General features: G+C 25.8%; 15 protein-coding genes. 5 read left to right on the forward strand and 10 right to left on the reverse strand.

The genetic code is table 4. The features are described 5' to 3' along the window. The first annotated feature begins 157 nt into the window (after window positions 1-157). Both ACJA25_RS01325 and ACJA25_RS01330 read left to right on the forward strand, forming a co-directional pair. Window positions 158-1465 (forward strand): ATP-binding protein, encoded by a 1308-nt coding sequence (locus ACJA25_RS01325; RefSeq protein WP_406615975.1) that lies wholly within the window; start codon window positions 158-160, stop codon window positions 1463-1465. Window positions 1466-2280: 815 nt separating this feature from the next. Further along, entirely contained in the window at window positions 2281-2877 is a 597-nt protein-coding gene (locus ACJA25_RS01330) for a hypothetical protein (RefSeq protein ID WP_406615977.1), read from the forward strand. Window positions 2878-2961: 84 nt separating this feature from the next. Here ACJA25_RS01330 and ACJA25_RS01335 read toward each other — a convergent pair whose 3' ends face one another. From ACJA25_RS01335 to ACJA25_RS01365, 7 genes are read right to left on the reverse strand one after another with little or no spacing between them, the layout of a single operon-like run. After that, the gene (locus ACJA25_RS01335; RefSeq protein WP_406615979.1) at window positions 2962-3882 is read right to left on the reverse strand and encodes a hypothetical protein; all 921 of its coding nucleotides are present in this window, start codon (window positions 3880-3882) and stop codon (window positions 2962-2964) included. Between the two features lie 2 nt (window positions 3883-3884). Further along, complete coding sequence (locus ACJA25_RS01340; protein ID WP_406615981.1) at window positions 3885-4754, reverse strand: hypothetical protein; 870 nt, start codon at window positions 4752-4754, stop codon at window positions 3885-3887. 3 nt (window positions 4755-4757) lie between these two features. Further along, entirely contained in the window at window positions 4758-6023 is a 1266-nt protein-coding gene (gene glyA, locus ACJA25_RS01345; protein WP_406615983.1) for a serine hydroxymethyltransferase, read from the reverse strand. Between the two features lie 15 nt (window positions 6024-6038). After that, entirely contained in the window at window positions 6039-8318 is a 2280-nt protein-coding gene (locus ACJA25_RS01350) for a phenylalanine--tRNA ligase subunit beta (protein WP_406615985.1), read from the reverse strand. Between the two features lies 1 nt (window position 8319). Continuing rightward, window positions 8320-8973 (reverse strand): uracil-DNA glycosylase, encoded by a 654-nt coding sequence (locus ACJA25_RS01355; protein ID WP_406615987.1) that lies wholly within the window; start codon window positions 8971-8973, stop codon window positions 8320-8322. Then, a complete protein-coding gene (gene pheS / locus ACJA25_RS01360) occupies window positions 8963-9922 on the reverse strand; it encodes a phenylalanine--tRNA ligase subunit alpha (RefSeq protein ID WP_406615989.1) in 960 nt (319 codons plus the stop codon). The genes ACJA25_RS01355 and pheS overlap by 11 nt, the downstream gene beginning before the upstream one ends. Then, window positions 9909-11138 (reverse strand): AAA family ATPase, encoded by a 1230-nt coding sequence (locus tag ACJA25_RS01365; protein ID WP_406615991.1) that lies wholly within the window; start codon window positions 11136-11138, stop codon window positions 9909-9911. Before ACJA25_RS01365 ends, pheS begins: the two co-directional genes overlap by 14 nt. Before the next feature lie 184 nt (window positions 11139-11322). Here ACJA25_RS01365 and ACJA25_RS01370 point away from each other — a divergent pair, with 184 nt between their 5' ends. Beyond that, window positions 11323-13956: a hypothetical protein gene (locus ACJA25_RS01370; RefSeq protein WP_406615993.1), complete on the forward strand. Its 2634-nt coding sequence runs from the start codon at window positions 11323-11325 to the stop codon at window positions 13954-13956. A gap of 57 nt (window positions 13957-14013) precedes the next feature. Here ACJA25_RS01370 and mf1 read toward each other — a convergent pair whose 3' ends face one another. Continuing rightward, a complete protein-coding gene (gene mf1 / locus ACJA25_RS01375; protein WP_406615995.1) occupies window positions 14014-14769 on the reverse strand; it encodes a diacylglycerol cholinephosphotransferase Mf1 in 756 nt (251 codons plus the stop codon). Between the two features lie 352 nt (window positions 14770-15121). On the opposite strand from mf1, the gene ACJA25_RS01380 reads away from it, so the two are divergent. Continuing rightward, entirely contained in the window at window positions 15122-16741 is a 1620-nt protein-coding gene (locus ACJA25_RS01380) for a sugar phosphate nucleotidyltransferase (RefSeq protein ID WP_406615997.1), read from the forward strand. Then, a complete protein-coding gene (locus ACJA25_RS01385) occupies window positions 16728-17801 on the forward strand; it encodes a DMT family transporter (protein WP_406615999.1) in 1074 nt (357 codons plus the stop codon). The genes ACJA25_RS01380 and ACJA25_RS01385 overlap by 14 nt, the downstream gene beginning before the upstream one ends. Before the next feature lie 63 nt (window positions 17802-17864). Here ACJA25_RS01385 and ACJA25_RS01390 read toward each other — a convergent pair whose 3' ends face one another. Next, window positions 17865-19052, reverse strand: coding sequence for a phosphopentomutase (locus ACJA25_RS01390; RefSeq protein WP_406616001.1), 1188 nt, complete (start codon window positions 19050-19052; stop codon window positions 17865-17867). A 66-nt stretch (window positions 19053-19118) separates the two neighbouring features. After that, the gene (gene lysS / locus ACJA25_RS01395) at window positions 19119-20585 is read right to left on the reverse strand and encodes a lysine--tRNA ligase (protein ID WP_406616003.1); all 1467 of its coding nucleotides are present in this window, start codon (window positions 20583-20585) and stop codon (window positions 19119-19121) included. Window positions 20586-20591 lie beyond the last annotated feature (6 nt).

Consider the following 20591-nt stretch of genomic DNA (forward strand, 5'->3'; position numbering starts at 1 on the left):
TCTATTTTTTTTATTTTTGATAGTATCTAATAGGTTTTCGCTTTCCCGAAAAAAGTAGAATTCTACAAAAAAAGAGAATTTAAATGGCGAAGTAAGTAGTTTTTCAATATAATATAATCGAAGAAAAAGTAGAATTCTACAAAAAAGGCGATTTTATATGATAGAAAGAAAATTGTATTTATCAAAATTAATAGCTTCTAAAAACAATGGTTTTCCAAAAGTAATAACAGGAATTAGAAGATGCGGTAAGTCTTATCTTTTAAAAGAAATATACAAAGATTACTTAATAGAAAATGGCGTTTCTAAAAATAACATCATAATAATCGAACTTGATGACTTAAGAAATATCAAATATCGTAATCCTATCGAACTTGATAAATATATTAGAGAAAAATGTGATAAAAATTCTATGAATTATATATTCATAGATGAAATTCAATTAGTTGATACTATTGTTAATCCCGTCTATACAAAAGGTCAATATATAATTGCTAAAAAAGAAGATAAAGATACAATTTCATTTGTTGAAGTTATCTTAGGACTTTCAAGAGAAAAATATATTGATTTATATGTTACCGGTTCAAATTCAAAAATGTTATCAAGTGATATTATTACTGAATTTAGAGATAAAGCTACCAATATAGCTTTAAGACCTTTATCATTTGAAGAGTTTTGTAACTTTAAAAACGATTCATCTTCGGATACTATTTTCGAATATATGAAATATGGTGGTATGCCTTTAGCAGTTCTTAAAAATATAGATGAAAAAAAAGAGTATTTAAAATCATTGTTTGAAACAACATATTTTAAAGATATAGTTGAACACAATAAACTTTCAAAAAGCGAATCATTAGATTCTTTATGTAATATTATTAGTCAAGGCACAGGTAGTTTGTTTAATTCAGAAAAAATCGCTAACACATATAAAAGCATTACAAAAGATAAAATTGACAAAGAAACAGTAAAAAAATATATTGATTTCTTTATTGATGCTTTTATTATAAAAGAAGCAACTAGATATGATATTAAAGGTAAAAGAGAAATAGGTGCTCTTAGAAAATATTATTTTGTTGATAATGGTTTAAGAAATGCGAGATTAAATTTTGCTTATGAGGACGAAGGCCAAATGTTAGAAAACATAATTTATAATGAACTAATTTATAATGGTTATACAGTTAATGTTGGAACATTTGAGAAAAAAGAAAAAGATGAATTGGGGAAAAGTATAAGTAAGTCGTATGAAATAGATTTTATAGCAGCAAAAGGTCCTAAAAAATATTACATCCAAGTTAGCAATGATATTTCGAACCCAGAAACAAAGGCAAGAGAGTTAAAAGCATTTTTAGCTCATAAAGATCCAATTCAAAAAATAATTGTAATTAATAAAGCACTAGAAGAAACAATTGATTCAAATGGTTTTACAATTATTGGTGTTAGTGATTTTTTACTAAAATTCATTAAATAATATAAGGGAGAAAAACTCTGAAGGAAAAATAAATAGGTTATGGTTTCCATAACTTTTTTACTTGTTTTATTTGAAATTTTGAAAGATGTTAATTTTTAAATTTTGTTAAGAATTAGTATGTAATTTTAAAACAATTTTTTTACTTATTTTCCTATAAATAAGATTAAAACGAATATTTTCTTTTTATAACTCCGAAATAACGAAGCAGTAAATTTAACTATCGCTTATGAAAGTAATGGAAATGTTTCAAACCAAATATGATATAATTGTAAAAGTTATTTTTGAAATAAAATTAAACCTTTAAAAAGGAACGAAATGAATAAACAAAAATATTTATTTTAACCAGTTTAGCTTCTTTAATCGCCGCTACATTAATTACTCCTAGTTGTATTACTTTAAAAAAATCAATTGAAAATGAAATACAAAAAGAGTGAGATACATATTCTTTACTAGATGAAAAAATAATTTTTAATCAAGATAATTCGCCTAAAGATATAACTATCAAATCTGTTGAAAATGAATTTTACAAAAATGTAATTGATTTTGACTATGTTTTAGAGTCTAGAATTATTTCTTTTTACACAAAAAATACTCTTCCATTTGACTTTAGGGAAAAGGAAGAAATTGAACAATCTTCTACAGAAGAAGAGAATAATTATAATTGACTTAGAGTATGTCATCCAATCGCAAGAGAAAGAAAACCAAAAGAAGTTTTTAAAAGATTTATAGGTCATAAAAACAATTTTCTTTTTGATTTTCATACAAATATTTTTGTAGGACAAAAAACATCATTTGTAAATGAGTACAAAACTAAAATGGTTCCACAACTTCCTAAATTAGATTATAAAAACAAGAAATTTATTTATGATGACATTTATCATTTTGATCATCATGAAAATTCTAAGCAAATTTCTAAATTAAGCCAAGACACAAAAAAATATTTATTTTTTACAGGAACAAATTTGCATAGTCATTTCTCAATAAGAGACGAAAAAGGCGAAAAAACATGATTTAAAACTTTTTATTGACTTCCTTATGTAAAGGATAACAAAATTCATTTTGTTAGAACAATAAGAAATAAAATTTTTGTGCTTGATATTTTAGAATCAAAAAGCCGTAATAATATTAGAGATGTTATGATGGAAACAAACATTTTTGACATTGAAAAATTAGCTAAAAAATTAAACTTACCCGCTAATGAAGAGTTTGATATTCAAAAACACGTTGTTATAGAAAATGATGTTTATTACCGTAATTTTTCTGATAGTTATAGACAAAATATGATCATGACTAAGTATGACTTAATTGATAAAATAGGAACTACCAATTCAAGAAAAAGAACTATTAGAAAAATGATTGAAAAAATTAATAGAAAAGGCTTTGATTTGTTTCCATGAGATAAAAGTCATTAATATACAACATCCGTATAATTAAAAAATACATTATCAACTACAAGCAATAATGTATTTTTTAATGTTTGTTAATTTAGTGCTTAATTAACTATTTTGTTTTAATTCTTGATTTTGATTAGCTTGTTTTTTGTTTTTAATTGCTAAAGCAATTTTGTTTTCAAGTTTAGAAATTCCGATTCCGATTCCAGAAAATAAGGCATAGATTAAACTTGAAAAGATAATGGTTACAGGAATGTATGCTAATGTGATTAGTCAATATGGTGATTTTTTCAAGAAGGCAATACCTGAAATAAATGGTGATAATCTTCTGTGAGACATATTGAATAAGTTTGGATAAAATTCACTCTTTGTATGTGGATCAATTAATTTGTTTGCTTTATGCAATTGGTAAAGAATTTCATTACCAATTGCAATTAATCCCATTAAGGTAATAAAGATAACTCCTGCTCACATAATGGTTTCAAAATTAAATTTGACTATAGTTCTGATTGTTCCTCAAAGACCTAGAATTAATAAAATACCATGATAGATCATTGTGTGATGACAAATAAAAATGTTTTTGATAAATACATCACCAGGATATAGCATTACAAATAAACCGGTTCAAAGATTAAAAATAGTTAAATACGATAAAAAGACATTGTTAGTTTTTTCATATTTTAAAGGAACAAGTAAATATATCAAGATTATATATAAAGGCATTGAACAAAGCATTAATGGAATATATTCTTGATGATGAACATAAGATTTAAAATGCTGTCCAGTTCCTAATAATTGTTTAAATAGCTCAATAGTAAATAAAACAATATAAAAAGCAAAGTAAATTCATTTAACTTGTTTTTTAGTAGGTTTTCTAAAAATTGCAATTAAGGCAATAGCAATACAAATTGTAGCAATTAAATAACTAAGATGAAAATAACCATATGCTTTAGGTTTGGTTGCAAATTCATAATTTAAAAGGCTATGAATTTTATTTTCGAAATTAGTAACAATTTCTTGTTGCATAACTAGTTGTTAGCTTCCTTAACAAGTTTTTTCTTGTTAACAATATGGTTTTCCAATTTGTTCAAACCATAACCGATTGAAAAGTTAGTGTAGTAGAATAGTGAAAATCCAAAGATAGTAATTATTACATATAAGAATGTAAATACTCCATAAGGAGTCTTTTTCAACGCAGGAACAGCGCCAGTGTAAGGTGAAAGAAGACGGTGGCTAACATTAAAGAAGTTTCCATGGTATGGTTTTGAAGATTTTTTGTTTGCTCAGTAAATGATTTCATTACTAAAGGTAGCAAATAGGAAGAATCCCATAAAGATAGCGATTGCAAAAACTAATGGTTTTCAACTTGTTTTGTATGAAAATTCATCACTGTAAAGGTTTCTAACAACAATTCATAATCCAGTTGTTAATAAAATCCCATGATAAAGCATTGTTTGGAAAGAAATAAATAATTGGTTTGTAAACACATCACCAGGATATAACATAACAAATAATCCTGATCACAAGTTTAATATTCCAACATATGAAAGAATTCCGTTTGATGTTCTTTTAAATTTTGAAGGTACTACTACATATACTAACATTGAAATTAATGGCATTGAGCAAAGTTGAATCGGATGCAAGTAATGTGCATCGTGGTAATTTTTGAATTCTCTTCCAGCAGCATAAATTTGTTTTAGTATTTCTAGAATTACTAGACCTACTCAAAAGGTTAAGATAACTGCTTTAATAGTGAATGCTTTTGGTTTTTTGAAAACAGCAATTAAAGCAGCTCCCATAGCTACAAAAACAAAGAACCAAAAGAAGTGAAACATTTGATATGGTTTAATTGTTGTTGTAGTTAAAAAATTTTGTACATGAATGTAAAATTTATTCATTTTTTAATAACTCCTTTTAATTGGGTACTTTTTATTTAACTCAATAACGATTGGTTTATATTTTTTAACAATAATTTTAGCAAATTCTAAACTTTCTAACATCTTTTTTGTGTTTTTTAAAACCGCATCAATAATTGTTGCTAGCAATTTTCATTCTTTAAAATCTCTAGAAGTCATAGCTGCTGTTCCCAATCTTAATCCTGAAGTCTTGCTTGGAGGTAGTTGATCGAAAGGAATGGAATTTTTATTAGTAGTTATATTAATCATTTCTAAAACTTTTTGAGCACTAACACCATCAATACCATAAGTAGATAAAACATCTATTATAAATAAGTGATTATCAGAACCACCAGAAATAATTTTAGCTCCTAGTTCTTTAAAAGCATTAACAAAACTTTGGGTGTTTTCAACTATTTGTTGACCATATTTTTTAAATTCAGGTTGTAATGCTTCATAAAAAGCAACTGCTTTTCCAGCAATAGAATGGAATAAAGGACCACCTTGATATCCAGGAAAAACTCAACGATCTACTTTTTTGGCAATTTCTGGATCATTAGTCATAATAATTCCACCTCTTGTACCTCTAAGAGTTTTATGAGTGGTAGAGGTGATAATATCAGCATAGCCTACAGGACTTGGATGAACGCCCGCAACAATCAAACCAGCAATATGAGCAATGTCAGCCATTAATTTAGCACCACAAGCATCAGCAATTTCTTTGAATTTAGCAAAATCTACAATCCTTGAATAAGCAGAAAAACCGCAAATGATCAATTTTGGTTTTTCTTTAATTGCTATTTTTTTAATTTCTTCATAATCTAGTAAACCGTTTTGGTCAACTTCATAGGTTATTGCTTCATAAAAATTACCTGAAAAGCTAATTTTGTATCCATGACTTAAATGACCACCAGATGCTAATGATAAACCCATAATTTTGTCACCATAGTTACAAATAGAAGCGATAGCAGCAGCATTAGCTACAGAACCAGAATAAGGTTGAACATTTGCATATTCAACATTAAAAAGTTTTTTTAATCTATTGATTGCCTCAGATTCGACAATGTCAACATTATCGCATCCACCATAATATCTTTTGCCTGGATAACCTTCTCCATATTTATTAGTCAAGATACTTCCAGTTGCTTTTAAAACATCATTTGAAACATAGTTTTCACTAGCAATTAATTCAATGTTAGTTTTTTGTCTAACAAATTCTTTGTTAATCGCATTTCCAATTATGTTATCTTTTAACTTAATTTTCTTGTACATAATTACTTAACTCCTTTAACCATTATATTTCTTGTTAAGAATTTCGATTGAATCACTATCTGCTACTACTCTAATAGTTGCATAATTTTGATTTTCTTTGATAAAACTATCTATAAATGATATTTCAAAAACAGAAACCAAAGATTTAATTTCTTTTATTTTATTTTCTAAATGTTCATTAATGTTCAAAGCGAAGGTCAAATCAATACTTTTTAATGGTTCATAGTTAATTGTTTTAGAAACTAACTTTTGATTTTCACTTTCTATTGGCATTTTGAAAAATTCAGCAACAAAACAATTTGGTGTTTGTAATTTAGGATGAATTTTTCCGATTCAACCTATCATTTTATTATTTAGCATAATCTTAGCAGAAGCATTTTTATGAATAAATTCATTATCATTAAAAGGAACAAATTCTAAGTTTTCTAAACAAAGAATATTAACAATGTCTTGTTTCATTTGTTCAAAAGTTTTAACGCTAGAAACTAAACCAAAAACTTTTTGATTTTCGTTTATCATTCCTTCTTCAAAAAAACTAAAGTTGTTAATTTTTTGCTTGCTATGATAAATTGCTACTTCTAGCATTGAAGTAATTATTGAATTTCTAATAACTTCTCTTTCTTTCGAAACAAATGTCATTAATTTAACTGATTGCTCAAAGTTAAAAGGATTTAAATAATTTTTTTCTACTGATACTAAACTATAAGTTCTAATTTCAGTGTAACCTTGTGCTTTAAGTAAGTTTTTTCTATTGTCTCTTTTATTAATTTTATAAGGAGCAAAAATACATTCATCTTCCTTAATGTTGTCGTAGCCATAAAATCTACAATATTCTTCAATAATGTCTTCAAAGTTTTTAATATCATTACGATATGCAGGCGGAATAAATCTATTTTTATTAATAGTAAAGCCTATCTTTTTTAGTTTATTGTTATCGATATATGCAATTTCTTTAGGGCTAATTTTGGAATTTTTTGAATTAATATAAAGCTTTAATTTTCTTTTATTTTGGCTTATGATTTTTCCTTTTTTAACTATAAATTGGTTAACTAAGTTAGAAATCTTAAGTTTTAATTCATTAAATTTATGCATTAAATATCAATATGCAATTCTTAACATTTCGTAATTTATAGTTCTAGCACCTTGCATTGAAAAGTTATTTAATAAATCACTTTGAGTAGCACTTGATCTAACTAATGTTCCATTGAAGATTCCTATTTCAAAAACAATATTGCTTGCTTTATTTTTATTAATAATAGTTTTGTTGCAATTAGTTACTTGAGGTAAACTAATAATTTCATTATTTTCATTTTGTAAAGCTAAAACATTATGAACATCAATTACTTTTTGATTTGGCAAATTAATTTTTCCGGAATATAAAATTGGTTTTACTTCATTACCAAAAAAGTTTCTGTCATAAGTTAATATAGGAACACCAGTCATTAATAAACATAAATTAGCTAAATCAGTTGCATAATCATTAGTTACTTTTATGCTGTGTTTTGCTAAAAGAGTTCGGTATTTAGAAGGTAAAATGTAATCACTTTTATCAAGATTATGATGTGGGTTTTTGATTTCTAAATAACTTAAATGTTGTGCTAATTCAGGATCAAATTCTTGAACTTTAATTTTGGTATTGAAAGTTTTTTTAATCTTATTGTTTGCATCATATTTTCAAATAAAATCAAGATTAAAATAAGCAGCTAATTCTTTACAAATTACATAGTATGAATTAGCATCATTTCTATTAGCAGCCACAGAAATATCAAAAATATAGTCATCTAATTCAAAATATTCAATGGGGTCTAGTTTGTATAATTCTTCTTCATTTTGACTTTTATATAAAGTAAACATAAAAATATCATCGTTATTTGATAAGTTTAAATATTTATTGTCATATCCCAATTCACTTAATCCAGAAAACATTCCTTCTGAAACAATACCCTTAAGTTCTCTATTTTGAAATACTTGTCCATCTTTTTCAGAACCTGCTGGAAAAATGATTGTCATATGTCCAACTTTTGGATTTTTAGCAACTGTTTGAATTGTTAAAAATTTATTAGTGTCAACTTGAACTTTGCAAACATTTAAGTTTTCAGAATTAGGATTTTTATGAACTTCAATGATTTTGGCAAACTTTAAACCTTTAAGATTTGAAAATTTTTTAGTTTCTTCGATTTCATATCCTAAAGAATTAAATGCTTTTTCGAAATCATTAACTGTTAATTTTTTAACAATGTCTTTTTGTTTTTCGTTGCCTAATCTCTTTTTTAAATTTAATAATGTTACTATCATTTTAATTAACCTTTCTAATGCTAAAGTCAATTTTTTGTTCCAATTTATCATTTATCTTTTTAAAAAAATGACTATTTTCAAATCCTTGATAATATCCCAAAGGAGAAGGATGTGAAGAAATAATTTTGTTTTCTTCAGGTATGTTTAATTTGCTAACTATATTTTTGGCATTATTTCCTAGAATTCCAAATAAAACATTTGGATTTTGCTCTATTACAAAATTTAGTAAATTTATTACAAAAGTTTCTCAACCAAAATTCTTATGACTATTAGGATAATTTTGATTAACTGATAAGCAAGTATTTAGCAACAAAACTTTTTGAGTCGCTCAATAATCTAATAAGTTAGTTTCAAAAACTGCTTCTGGATAATCTTTTTTAATTTCCTTGATCATATTTTGTAAACTTTTTGGAGTTTTTGAATCGTATGTGCTAAAGGCTAAACCATCTGCTTGATTTGGTGCTGGATAAGGGTCTTGACCTAGAATAATAACTTTAGTTTCATTGGCTTCAAAAAAGTTTAATGCTCTATAAATATTTTTTTGTTCAGGATAAATGACATGGTTTTTAGCTTCTTGATTTATTCTTTCTTGTAATTTTATAAAGTAAGGTTTTTTACTTTCATTAGTTACAAAGGATAAAAAACTATTTTTCATTTTTAAATTGGTATAGGAAGCGTAGATCATTTTTATATAGTTCTCTAATATCAGAAATATTGTATTTGATCATTACTAATCTTTCAATACCTAGACCTGCGGCAAAACCATTAAATTTATTTGTGTCAAAACCTGCTGCTTCTAACACATTTTTATGAATCATTCCTGCACCTAAAACTTCCATTCATTTATTTTTATAAAACATATCAACTTCTACACTAGGCTCAGTAAAAGGGAAATAACTTGGTCTTAATCTAATTTTAATTTCCTCTTCAAAAATATAACTTAATAAAGATTTTAAAGTTCAAATCAAATTACCAAAACTTACTTGTCCTACTGAAACTATATCAACTTGTCTAAATTGATGTGAGTGGGTAGCATCATCTTCGTCATTTCTATAAACTGAACCAATTGCAAAGTTGTTAATTATTTGGTTAGGGTTTTGTGCTAAAACTTCAGCGGAAATTCCAGTGTTATGCGTTCTTAATAACAAACTTTTATTGATGTATAACGAATCTTGCATTGCTCTAGCAGGGTGATCTTTAGGAATGTTTAATTTTTCAAAATTTAATTCATCAGTAGTTATTTCACCAGCTTCAGATTCAAAAAATCCGTTTTGGATAAATCAATCTCTAATTCTTTCTTCAACCAAAGTAATTGGGTGTAATGAAGCAGCAAAAAATTGGTCTTTTGTTACATCGATAAACTCATTATTGATTTTTTCTTCATAAATTTTTTGGTTGATTTGTTCTTCAATTTCCTTGAATTTTTCATCATAAAACATTTTTAGTTCATAAACTTTTTTACCTAATTCTTTTTTCTGATCAGCAGGTGCTTTTTTAATGTTTTCATAATGAATTGAAAGTATTCCATTTTGTGAATAAACTTTATTTTTTGCTAGTTTTAAATCTTCGAAATTTTTAATTTCATTAAAGTTAATTTCTTCCATTTTTGTTCCCTTCTTTTTTTACTTTTTCAACTGTTTTATAGTAATTTACGATTTTTATATCGTCATTTTCTTTCGGATAAAAAAACGAAATATTATTGATTTTATTTGGTAAGTATTGTTGATATATTAATGAGTTTGGATAATCGTGAGGATATAAATAATTTAATCCTCGGTTTAGTTTGCTTGCTGAATTATAATGAGCATCTTTTAAGTGGTTAGGAATATCATAAATGTTGCCTTGATCAATTAAATTATTTACCTTTTCAATTGCTTGATAAACTGAATTACTTTTTGGAGATAAAGCAATTGAGACAATCATATGATTTAATGGCAATTTAGCTTCTGGAAAACCTAATCTTTCAGCAGCTTGAAAAGCAGCTTCTAATCTTAATGCTAAGTTTGGATTTGCTAATCCAATATCTTCATATACTACTGCTGTCATTCTCCGATATAAACCTAAAAGGTCTCTGGATTTAATAATTATATTCCCATAATATAAAGCGGCATCAACATCTGAACCTCGAAGTGATTTATGAAAAGCAGATAAGTTATTGTAATGAGCATCACTATTTTTATCACTATAAAAATGTATATTAGAAGTTAAAATTTTTAAATCATCTTCTACCACTTTTTTATTTTCAGATAAGACACAAAGCATTTGCAAAGCGTTGATAGAAGACCTTAAATCACCATTGTTAGATACTGCAATTTGCTTAAATATTTTGTTAGAAATTTCAACTTCAGAAAAATTTGACTTATGTATTTTCTTCAAACCTTCTTCTACTTCTTCAATTGAAATAGGTAAAATTTCTATGATATTCATTCTACTTCTTAATGCAGGATTTATCCTAAAATAAGGATTTTCAGTAGTAGTGCCATAAACAATAACTTTGTTATTTTCTAACTTAGATAATAAAATGTCTTGCTTATCTTTGTTCATTCTATGAATTTCATCAATGATAATAATTTCGTTTTCTTGAAGCATTTTATCTAAAACATTTTTAGAATCATTTGCCGCATTAAAAATATCATATTTTAGTTTTAATTCATTAGCCAAAGCGGTAGCAATACTTGTTTTTCCTATTCCTGGTTGACCGAAAAAAAGAAAGTTAGTTAAAAATTTTCTTTCAACAGTTTTTTTAAGTAATTTTATTACTTCTTTTTGGCCAATAATATCATCTAGTTTCTTGGGTCTAATTTCATTTGCTAAATTCATATTGAATATATTTTAATATGAAAAAAGATAAAAAAACAAAAAATAGGAATTTTTAAAAATTAATATTTTTTTATTAAAGATTATTTTTAGAAAAACAATAAACAAATTAAAAAAAGCACTTATTAATATAAAATATATATTAATACTAAATTAAATAAAAAATCAATAGAAAATAGGAAGAATTATGGACTATTTTAATTACGAAGAAATATATGCGTTACCTGAACAAAAACCAAAGAAGAAAAAATTTTTTAAAGGAATGCTAATAACTTTATTTACATTGTTTGGTGCTTCAGTAGCTGCTGCTAGTGGAACAATTATTTACTATCTTTATTCAAAATATGGCAAGAAAATTGAAGTTATTTCTTCATCAAAACAAATATTAAATGAGCAAATTAGAAAATCAGAAGCTTTTTTAAATTCATTTGATGAAAGAAATAAAAATAATAAAGAAGTTAAAGAATATATGTCTATTTTGAGAAACGAAATAGCAAATGCTAAAATTTTGTCAGAAAAAATAGGTTTTAATGAAGAATATTTTATTGTTGCCAAAAATTCATTATCAAGATTAGTTAATAGCATTCGTACAATGTGAGAATCACTAAAACTTTCAAGAGATAAATTTTATGATGAAGTTAATTATGGAAAACAAAATGCTGAATTTGAAACCTTAATTAATTCACCAAATAGTGATGAAAATGAACAAAAATTAAAAGCAGACATCCAAGAATTTTTAACTAATTACAAAAATAAATCTCATTCTCTGGTTGAAACAAGAGAAGAATACGAAAGAAATTTAAACTACTTTAAATATAGAACTATTGATTTTAAAAATAATTTAAATCTAATTAATTTCAAAAAAATTCCTAAAGATAATGTTTTAAAAAGTTTGAATTTAGCTACTGACTTGTTACAAAGAATTCAAAATAATGAAGACATCATTAAACAAAATCCAAGCATTGTAACTTTTAGCTATGATAAAGATAAGGTTCAAAAAATTATCGAAATTAAAAACTCATTAGAATCTTTATTTAAAAATTCTGATCCAAAAACAGGTGTTTTTAAAATTGAAAAAGGTACTAGCAAAAAAATGGGTCTTATCTTAGAAATAGCAGACAAGGCAAGTTTAGATTTACTAAATTATTCAAATGATTCTACAAATTTCTTTGATTTAGCTCATTCTAGTGTTCAAAATATCCAAAAATCATTATTTTATAAATCAAGTTTAGAAAAATTTGGTATTAACTTGTCTGAAGCAGGTTTAAATCAAGATAAAATCACAAGTACAATAAACGATTTTCAAAAAGTAATTGGGTTATATGATATGTACCCTAAGGCTTTAGCGGTAGAAAAAGAAGTTTTAAACAAATTAGAAGCAAGAGTTGAACTACAATTGTTATATAAAAACGATTTGGAAGAATTTAAGAAAAACTTTTTAGCAAAAGAATTAGAACCAAAATTATTACCAGAAATTGTTGTTAATGTTTTAGACTCAACAGATGACAAACAAATTATTGATGATTTAAAAAATAAAATTTCAGAATTAAAAACTGAATTTGAAACCAATGCTTCTAGTTTGAATAATACAACAGCAGCAGGATTTTTAGCAAAATTTAAAGATTTAATTTCTGATGCTTCTTTTGAAAAATTAAAGAAAAAGCATATGTATAATAATTGCTCGAATTTAGACAAATTTGTTAAAGCAAATTTACAAGAGAATTTCCAATCTAGAATTTCGCCAAGTATTTACAAATACTTTTATGAAAAATTAGATTCTTCTAATAATGTTTTTGTTAATGATTATTCTTATCCTAAAAATGTTAATGTTCCTGTTAAAAAATACGAGGAATATTATAAAAAAGCTCAGGATGAATTTACAGACATTATTGGTCAAAGAAAAGATATTAACAATAAAATTGATTCATTATTGGTTCCATATGATTTAAAGATTGACTTTGTAGATAATAACAATAAACCAATAGATATAGCAAATATTTACCCTTCACAAATTGAAGAAAAGAATGTTAAAGTAAATGATTCAGACACAAATTTCATATACAAATGCACATTATTACCAAATGATATTGACGGTGTATTATTGATAAATCTAAAAGTTGAAAAGAAAATTGATATTGGGAATGGTCAATTTAAAAACATTGAAGTATTAGATCAAAATATTCCTGTTGTAAAACAAGGTTTTAAATCTCAAAGAGATAACCCATTTAAAAAAGCAATTATCAAAGCTAAAAATGATGGAGTTATGTCAGAATTACTAACATATTCAAAATTCTTAGATTACAAAAACAAAGATGACATCGAAAACATTTTAAAATTAAAACTATTACCAATTTTAGATATTCAAAACTTTGATCAAAAAATAAAATTTGTCGATATTTCATTTTTAAAAACGAACGAAAAGAAAATGCAAATCATTTATCAGTTTGTTGAAACATTAAAAACAATTGATTATAGTCATGAAAACCCTATTACTGTAACAAAAGATAATTTATCACCTTTATATATTGAAGTAATTGATTTTTCGCAATTTATTGATACCAATGTTTACAATGACATTGGAGATAGAACTAAAATTCAATTACGTGATTTGATTGATGCTGCTATTGAATATGAAACTTCAGTAATGAAGGAAGATAAATTCAATGATTTGAAAAAGAAATTAAATGATGCTATTGAAGAAGCAAGAAAAGAATTATTCAAGCCTTTTAGTGAAACTACAATAGAAAAATTAAAAGAAGCATACAAGAAATTCTTTGACATTTATGAAAATGTTAAAAAAGAAGCTTCAAAGGCAATATAAAAATAAACTAAAATATAAAAAAACAGAGAAAACCAACAATGGAATTTTCTCTGTTTTTTATTCTTTGTTTTTCTTCTTGGTGGTGTATACATTCATATCGTACATACCTAAATGCTCTGACATTTTATACTTAATAGGAGTTTTTCAATTTGGTCCATAATTTTTTAAAAATATTTCTTCTCAATTTGAAGGAACTCTTACTTGAATGTCTTCAAATTGATGCATAGTGTAATTTTTAAAATCAATGTTGTCAAAGATGTTGTTATAGGTAACTTTTTTAAATGGTCAATTTATAATAGCAAATAAATTTCCGTCTTTATCAAATAAATCATTATAAGCATCATTAAATAAGTATCTTTTTGATAATCAAGATCAACATAAAAGCGGTTTTAACGCTCTAATACCTCATTGACATTTAAAAGTTCTTCTATGCGAAAAGCTGTGAATGTATCTAACTTTATTTTTAATAGATAAGTACTTTTTAATTCTTTTGTTTGTAGTTGGAACCCCAACAAACAAGTCTAAAAACACTGCTTCTTCGTTGGTGTCTTCATCATTAGAAAACTTTGGGATTAATAAAAAGTTATTACTGTTTTCATTGATTTTTAATTTGTGTAAGTAATTTTGTTTTAAGAAATCAAAAGTTTCCTTAGAAATTACTAAATCAACATCATCATCTCAAGGAATGAAACCGTTGTGTCTAATTGTTCCTAAAAGACTTCCATAAAATATTAAATAATCTAAATTATTTTCATTTGCTATTTGTACAAATTCTTTTAACAAATTTAAAGTTCTCAGTTGTTTGTCTGTCATATTTGTCCTTAGTAATAATTATAATAGAACTATAAAAAATCGGTTTGTTCAATTCAAAATTTATACTTTTGACTTTGAATAAACTGCTAATTTCTAAAAGACAAAAGCAAGAATTATTTTAAAAATCTAATGAAATTAAAATTTGTGTATTTGACTATAAAATAGGATAATACAAAAATTAATAACAAAATTATTGACATAAATATTTAATTTAAAAATTGATTTATTAACTTTAATAAAGTTTCTTATTTTAAAAAAATAAGAGTTTGTTGAATTACATCAATTATTATGTTGTTATGCTTGTATAATTAAGTTTAATAAACTTTTAACAAAATAGGAACTTAATTATTAAATGATAAGAAACGAAAAAAGAATTGAAAAAAATGCGATTATTTTAGCAGCAGGTTTTGGTTCTAGATTAGTACCATTAACTTTTGATAATCCAAAAGGGTTAATTAAAATCAAAAATAATGAATCAATGATAGAAAGACAAATTGTCTTTTTACATAGTGTAGGAATAACCGATATTACAATTGTTGTTGGTTATATGTCAGAAGCTTTTGAAGAAATTAAAAATAAATACAAGTTAAATATAATTTACAACAAAGAATTTAACATTTCTAATTCAATGTATTCATTGTTTTTAGCAAAAGATAAATTAAAAAATACTTATATTTTAAATTCAGATGCTTGAATTGAAAAAAATTTTTTCAATGATAAAGATGAACATCCTTATTTAACTGTTATTAAAAATCAATCAGATTCAGCAGAAGTTTATGAATGAAGAACAAAGTTAGATAAAGATAATAACATTATTAATTTAAAACCTTCATACTTAAATAAAAATGAATTTTATATAACTGGACCAGCATATTTTGATGAACAGTTTTCAAATAAATACTTAGCAGTTCTAAATGAATATATTAAAAATGATGAATTTAAACAAAACTCATATTGAGAAGAATGTTTATTTGAACTAATTAAAAATAATAAGATCAAAGCTAATGATCAAAGTAATAATGTTTTTGAAATTGATAATTTAGAAAACATTTATGAAATTGATAAAGAAAGAAAAATTCTTTATTCTAATAGATGTTTAACTGAAATAGCAAAATTGTTTAATGTAAAAATTGATGATATTAATGAGATTCAAACTATTAAAAAAGGTCTTACAAACAATTCTTTTTCTTTTGTAGTTAATAACACCAAATTTGTTTATCGTTCTGCAGGTAAAGGAACAGAAAACATTATTGACAGAAAAAGAGAACAAAAAGTTTATTCTTTAATTAAAAACTTTAGGTTTGCTGAAAAATTATATTTTTATAACCCTATAACTTTTTCTAAGATTTCATATTTCGCAATTGATCATAAAAATGTTGATCAATATAATGAAACTGAAGTTTTAAGCAGTTTTAAAATGATTAGAGAATTCCATGACCAAAAATATGTTTTGGGTCAAGAGTTTAATATTGAACAAGAAATCAATAAATATTTAAAAGGAATCACTAAAAGTAAAAAGAATGTGGAAAAAGAAAGCGAATTAACTCATAATATTTTTGTGATCTTAAACCATTTAAAAGCTTTAAATATTCCTAAAACACTTTGTCATATTGATTTTATTCCTGACAATATTTTGATTGATAAGGAACAAAATACAGTTTTAATTGACTATGAATATGCTGGAGATGCCGATCCATTAATTGATATTGCTGCTTTTGCTACTAGTGCTTTTTATGATAAAAAATGATTAGATAAAACTATTGGCTATTATTTTTTAAACCAAAAACCAACCAAAGAGCAATTGATTAGAATTTATGGTTATATGGCAATATTGGGTTATTTATGATGATTATGAACATATGTATATATGGATAAGGGTGATGATATAGGTCAAGATTATTTAAAACATATGTTGAATAACGCAAAGATTTATACAAAAATTTTAAAAGAGAGTGATTATGGTATTTTCTAAAAATAAAAAACAAATATTTGAAAATTTAGGTGCCGTATTTTCAGCAATTTTTTGAGCAATTAGCGGTTTATCACTAACTTTTTTTGCTACTTTATATTCTGGCGTTGAAACCAATATGGGCACTAATGGCGCATTAAAATTTGGAATTATTACTGCATTTTTTATCGAATTATTTACTTTATGTTGATCGTTTTTATTGGTACCAATAATTAAGAAAAATTTTAATTTAGCAATTTTGTTCCCTTTTAAAAACAAAAGAATTTGAATTTTAATTTTAAGTAGTTTTCTAGGTGCTCCATTAGGAACTGCAATGTATTGAATGGCAATGATTGAAATAGGTGCTTCAAAAGCGACATCAATTTCAACGCTATTTCCTATTTTATCAACAATGTGTGTTTATTTATTTATGAAGAAAAAATCAAGTTGAAACACCATAGTCGGTTTATTAATTGCGGTAGCAGCAGCGGTTTCATTTGGGATTATTGCAGGATGAAAAGATCCAAATAGTTGAAAAGGTTATTTATTTATTTCTATAGCAGTAGTTGCTTGAGGACTTGAAGCATTCTTATCATCTGTAAGCTTAGAAAGTAATGTTGATCCTTATGTTTCAATCTTTTTAAGAAGTTTAACTTCAGTAATTGTTTTTCTAGTTATTCTTTTACCTAGTTTTGGTGCTTATAGCAAAAGCGGAATTGTTTATTTTAGTACTGAAACTAAAAAGTGTTTCTTCTTTTTAGTTATTGCTGGTTTTTTTGCTTGTATTTCCTTTATGCTTTATTATAGAGCTTTAAGTCAATTAAGCGTTCCTAAAGCAACAAGCATAAATATAACTTATTCATTTTGAACTATGTTAATTGAACCAATGTTATTAATAATTGATCCAAAATGAAAATTACACCCTTGATACATTTATGTTTTAGGAATAACAATTTTATTAGGAGCAATTTTTGGACTATTAGACTTTAGCAATTTTAAAAAGAATAAGCAACTACAAAGTAATAGTCCTGATGCTGATGAACAAGATAAAGAATTAAAAAGCGAACAAATTCAAAGCCAATAAAAAAGTTTAAACAAAAAATCCATAGCATATTTGCCTATGGATTTTTAAATTTGTTTAATGAAATTAAATTAATTTGTCGAAAATATCATCACCAGTTTCAGTTACGATATCAACACCAAAGTTTTTAGCAATGATGTTACCTAATGTTCCTAAACCATTAAAGTTTGGTAAAACAGATGGTTTTTTAAACATTTTTGAATAAATGGTAGCTGGTAAAAATTCACGAGTATGATTAAAACCAGGATATAATGGGTCATTACCATGATCTGAAGTGATGATTAATAAATCATCTTCTTTCATAGCTTGCATTAATTTGCCTAATTTTTGGTCTAAGATAGCAATGTTTTCTGCATAACCATCAACATCACGACGGTGTCCGTAGTGTGAATCAAATTGAACTAAGTTAGTAAAAATAAGTTGTTTTTTAGTATCTTTAGAAACTAAATCAATGGTAATGTCCATTCCGTTAGCATCACCATCTGAATGGAAGGTTTCTGAAATACCTTGGCCAACAAAGATGTCGTTAATTTTACCAATAGCAGAAACAGTAACGCCAACTTTTTGTAGTTCATTTAAAATCATTGGACGAGGTGAATTAGCATAATCATGTCTATTAAAGGTTCTGGTGTAATTTCCGTTTTCACCAACAAATGGTCTAACAATAATTCTTCCTACGTTTCATTCTGGTTTAGAAGAACAAATTCTTCTTGCTTCTTTACCATATTTATATAAGTTTTCTAAACCAATTCATTCTTCATGAGCAGCAATTTGCAATACTGAATCCATTGAAGTATAAACAATGATTGAACCATCTCTTTTTTGTTGTTCAGCAAATTCAGAAATCATTTCTGTACCTGATCCTGATCTATTGCATACAATTTTTCTACCATCAAATGCTTTACTTAATTCATCTAAAAGTTCTTGTGGGAAACCATTTTCAAAAAAGGTTGGAAATGGAACTTCGGTTTTAATTCCCATCATTTCTCAGTGTCCGGCAAGAGTATCTTTTGCGTTTGAAACTTCTTGAACTTTTGCGGTGTAAGCAATTTGATTTGGATAACGGTAATTGTCATCTAAATTAACGATGTTTCCAATACCCATTTTTTTTCAATTATCAATTTTGAATAATCTTGACTTTGATGCTGATAAAAGAGTATTAGCACCAGAATCACCGAATGCTTTTTGATCTCTATCTGCTCCGATACCTAAACCATCAGTAACAATCATTATTACTCTATTAAATTTAGCCATAATATCTCCTTAAAATTAGCTTAATTTATTAATTCAACTATATAGTTTTAAATTATATTAAATTTATTATCTTTTAACTCTTCTTAAAGTAGGGAATAAAAGAACATCACGAATCGATGATTTTTGACTAAAAAGCATTACCAAACGATCGATTCCAATTCCACATCCACCAGCTGGTGGCATACCGTATTCTAAAGCTTCAATAAAATCGTAGTCGATATCGCTAGCTTCATCATTTCCACTATTTTTTTCTTCTAATTGACTTTCGAATCTTTCTAATTGATCTATAGGATCTGATAGTTCGGTATACATGTTAGCATATTCTTTAGTGTTAATGAATAATTCAGCTCTTTCGGTAAAACGAGGATCATCTGCTTTAGCAGTTAAAGGTGAAATTTCAATTGGATGTCCATAAACAAAAGTAGGTTGAATTAAAGTTTTTTCAATTAATTCTTCAAATAAACCATTAATTATGTGACCGGTAGTAAAGAATTTTTCTACTTTAACATGATGGATTTTAGCAACTTCTGATGCTTGTTCAAAAGTAATATTTCTAAAATCTTTACCAGTAGCTTTTGAAACTGCGTCGATCATATCGATTTTAGCAAAAGGTTTAGTTAAATCAATTTCTACACCATTATTAATAACAGTTTTGATATTTAACTTTTTAGCAATTTCCTTAAATAATTTTTCAGTTCTTTGCATCATTCCTTCGATATTTGAATATGCTTCATAAAACTCTATAGAAGTAAATTCAGGGTTATGAGTAGTATCATAGCCTTCATTTCTAAAAATTCTTCCAATTTCATAAACTCTATCAATTCCACCAACTAAAAGTTTTTTCAAAGGAATTTCAGTTGCAATTCTTAAAGTGAATTCTTGATTTAAAGAATTATGATGAGTGGTAAAAGGTCTAGCAGCAGCTCCTGATAAATAATCACTTAAAATCGGAGTTTCAACTTCCATATATTCTAAGTTGTCGAAATAAGAACGAATAATTTTAACAATGTTAGTTCTAGTTCAAAAAGCTTTAACAGAATCACTATTAGTTAATAAATCCAAATATCTATGTCTGTATTTTTCTTCAACATCGGTTAAACCGTGGAATTTTTCAGGTAAAGGTTTTAATGACTTGGTTAAAAGTTCCAATTTAGTTGCTCTAATTGAAATTTCGCCAGTGTGAGTTTTCATTACTTGACCTTTAACCAAAATAATGTCTCCTAAATCAAATGTGTCAACTAATTCAGCATATTTAGGATAAGCTTTTTTATTAAAATAAACTTGAATTCTTCCATGGTAGTCCTGAATAATGATAAAAGGTCCTCTAAGTCCCATTATTCTTCCAGTAATAGTTACATTATTAGCGTTTTCTTCTAGTCACTCTCTAGTTTTTTTATTGTAAGCATCAACAATTTGATCGCTATAAGAAATTTTGCCTAATTTGTATGCTTTTTTAAAAGGGATAATCTTTTTTTCTTCGTAGAATTTTAGTTTATTCCTTCTTGTTCTTTCTTGATCAGTATATTTTTCCATAATTTA

Source organism: Mycoplasmopsis hyopharyngis (genome assembly GCF_045276885.1).
Lineage (GTDB): Bacteria > Bacillota_I > Bacilli_A > Mycoplasmatales > Metamycoplasmataceae > Mycoplasmopsis > Mycoplasmopsis hyopharyngis.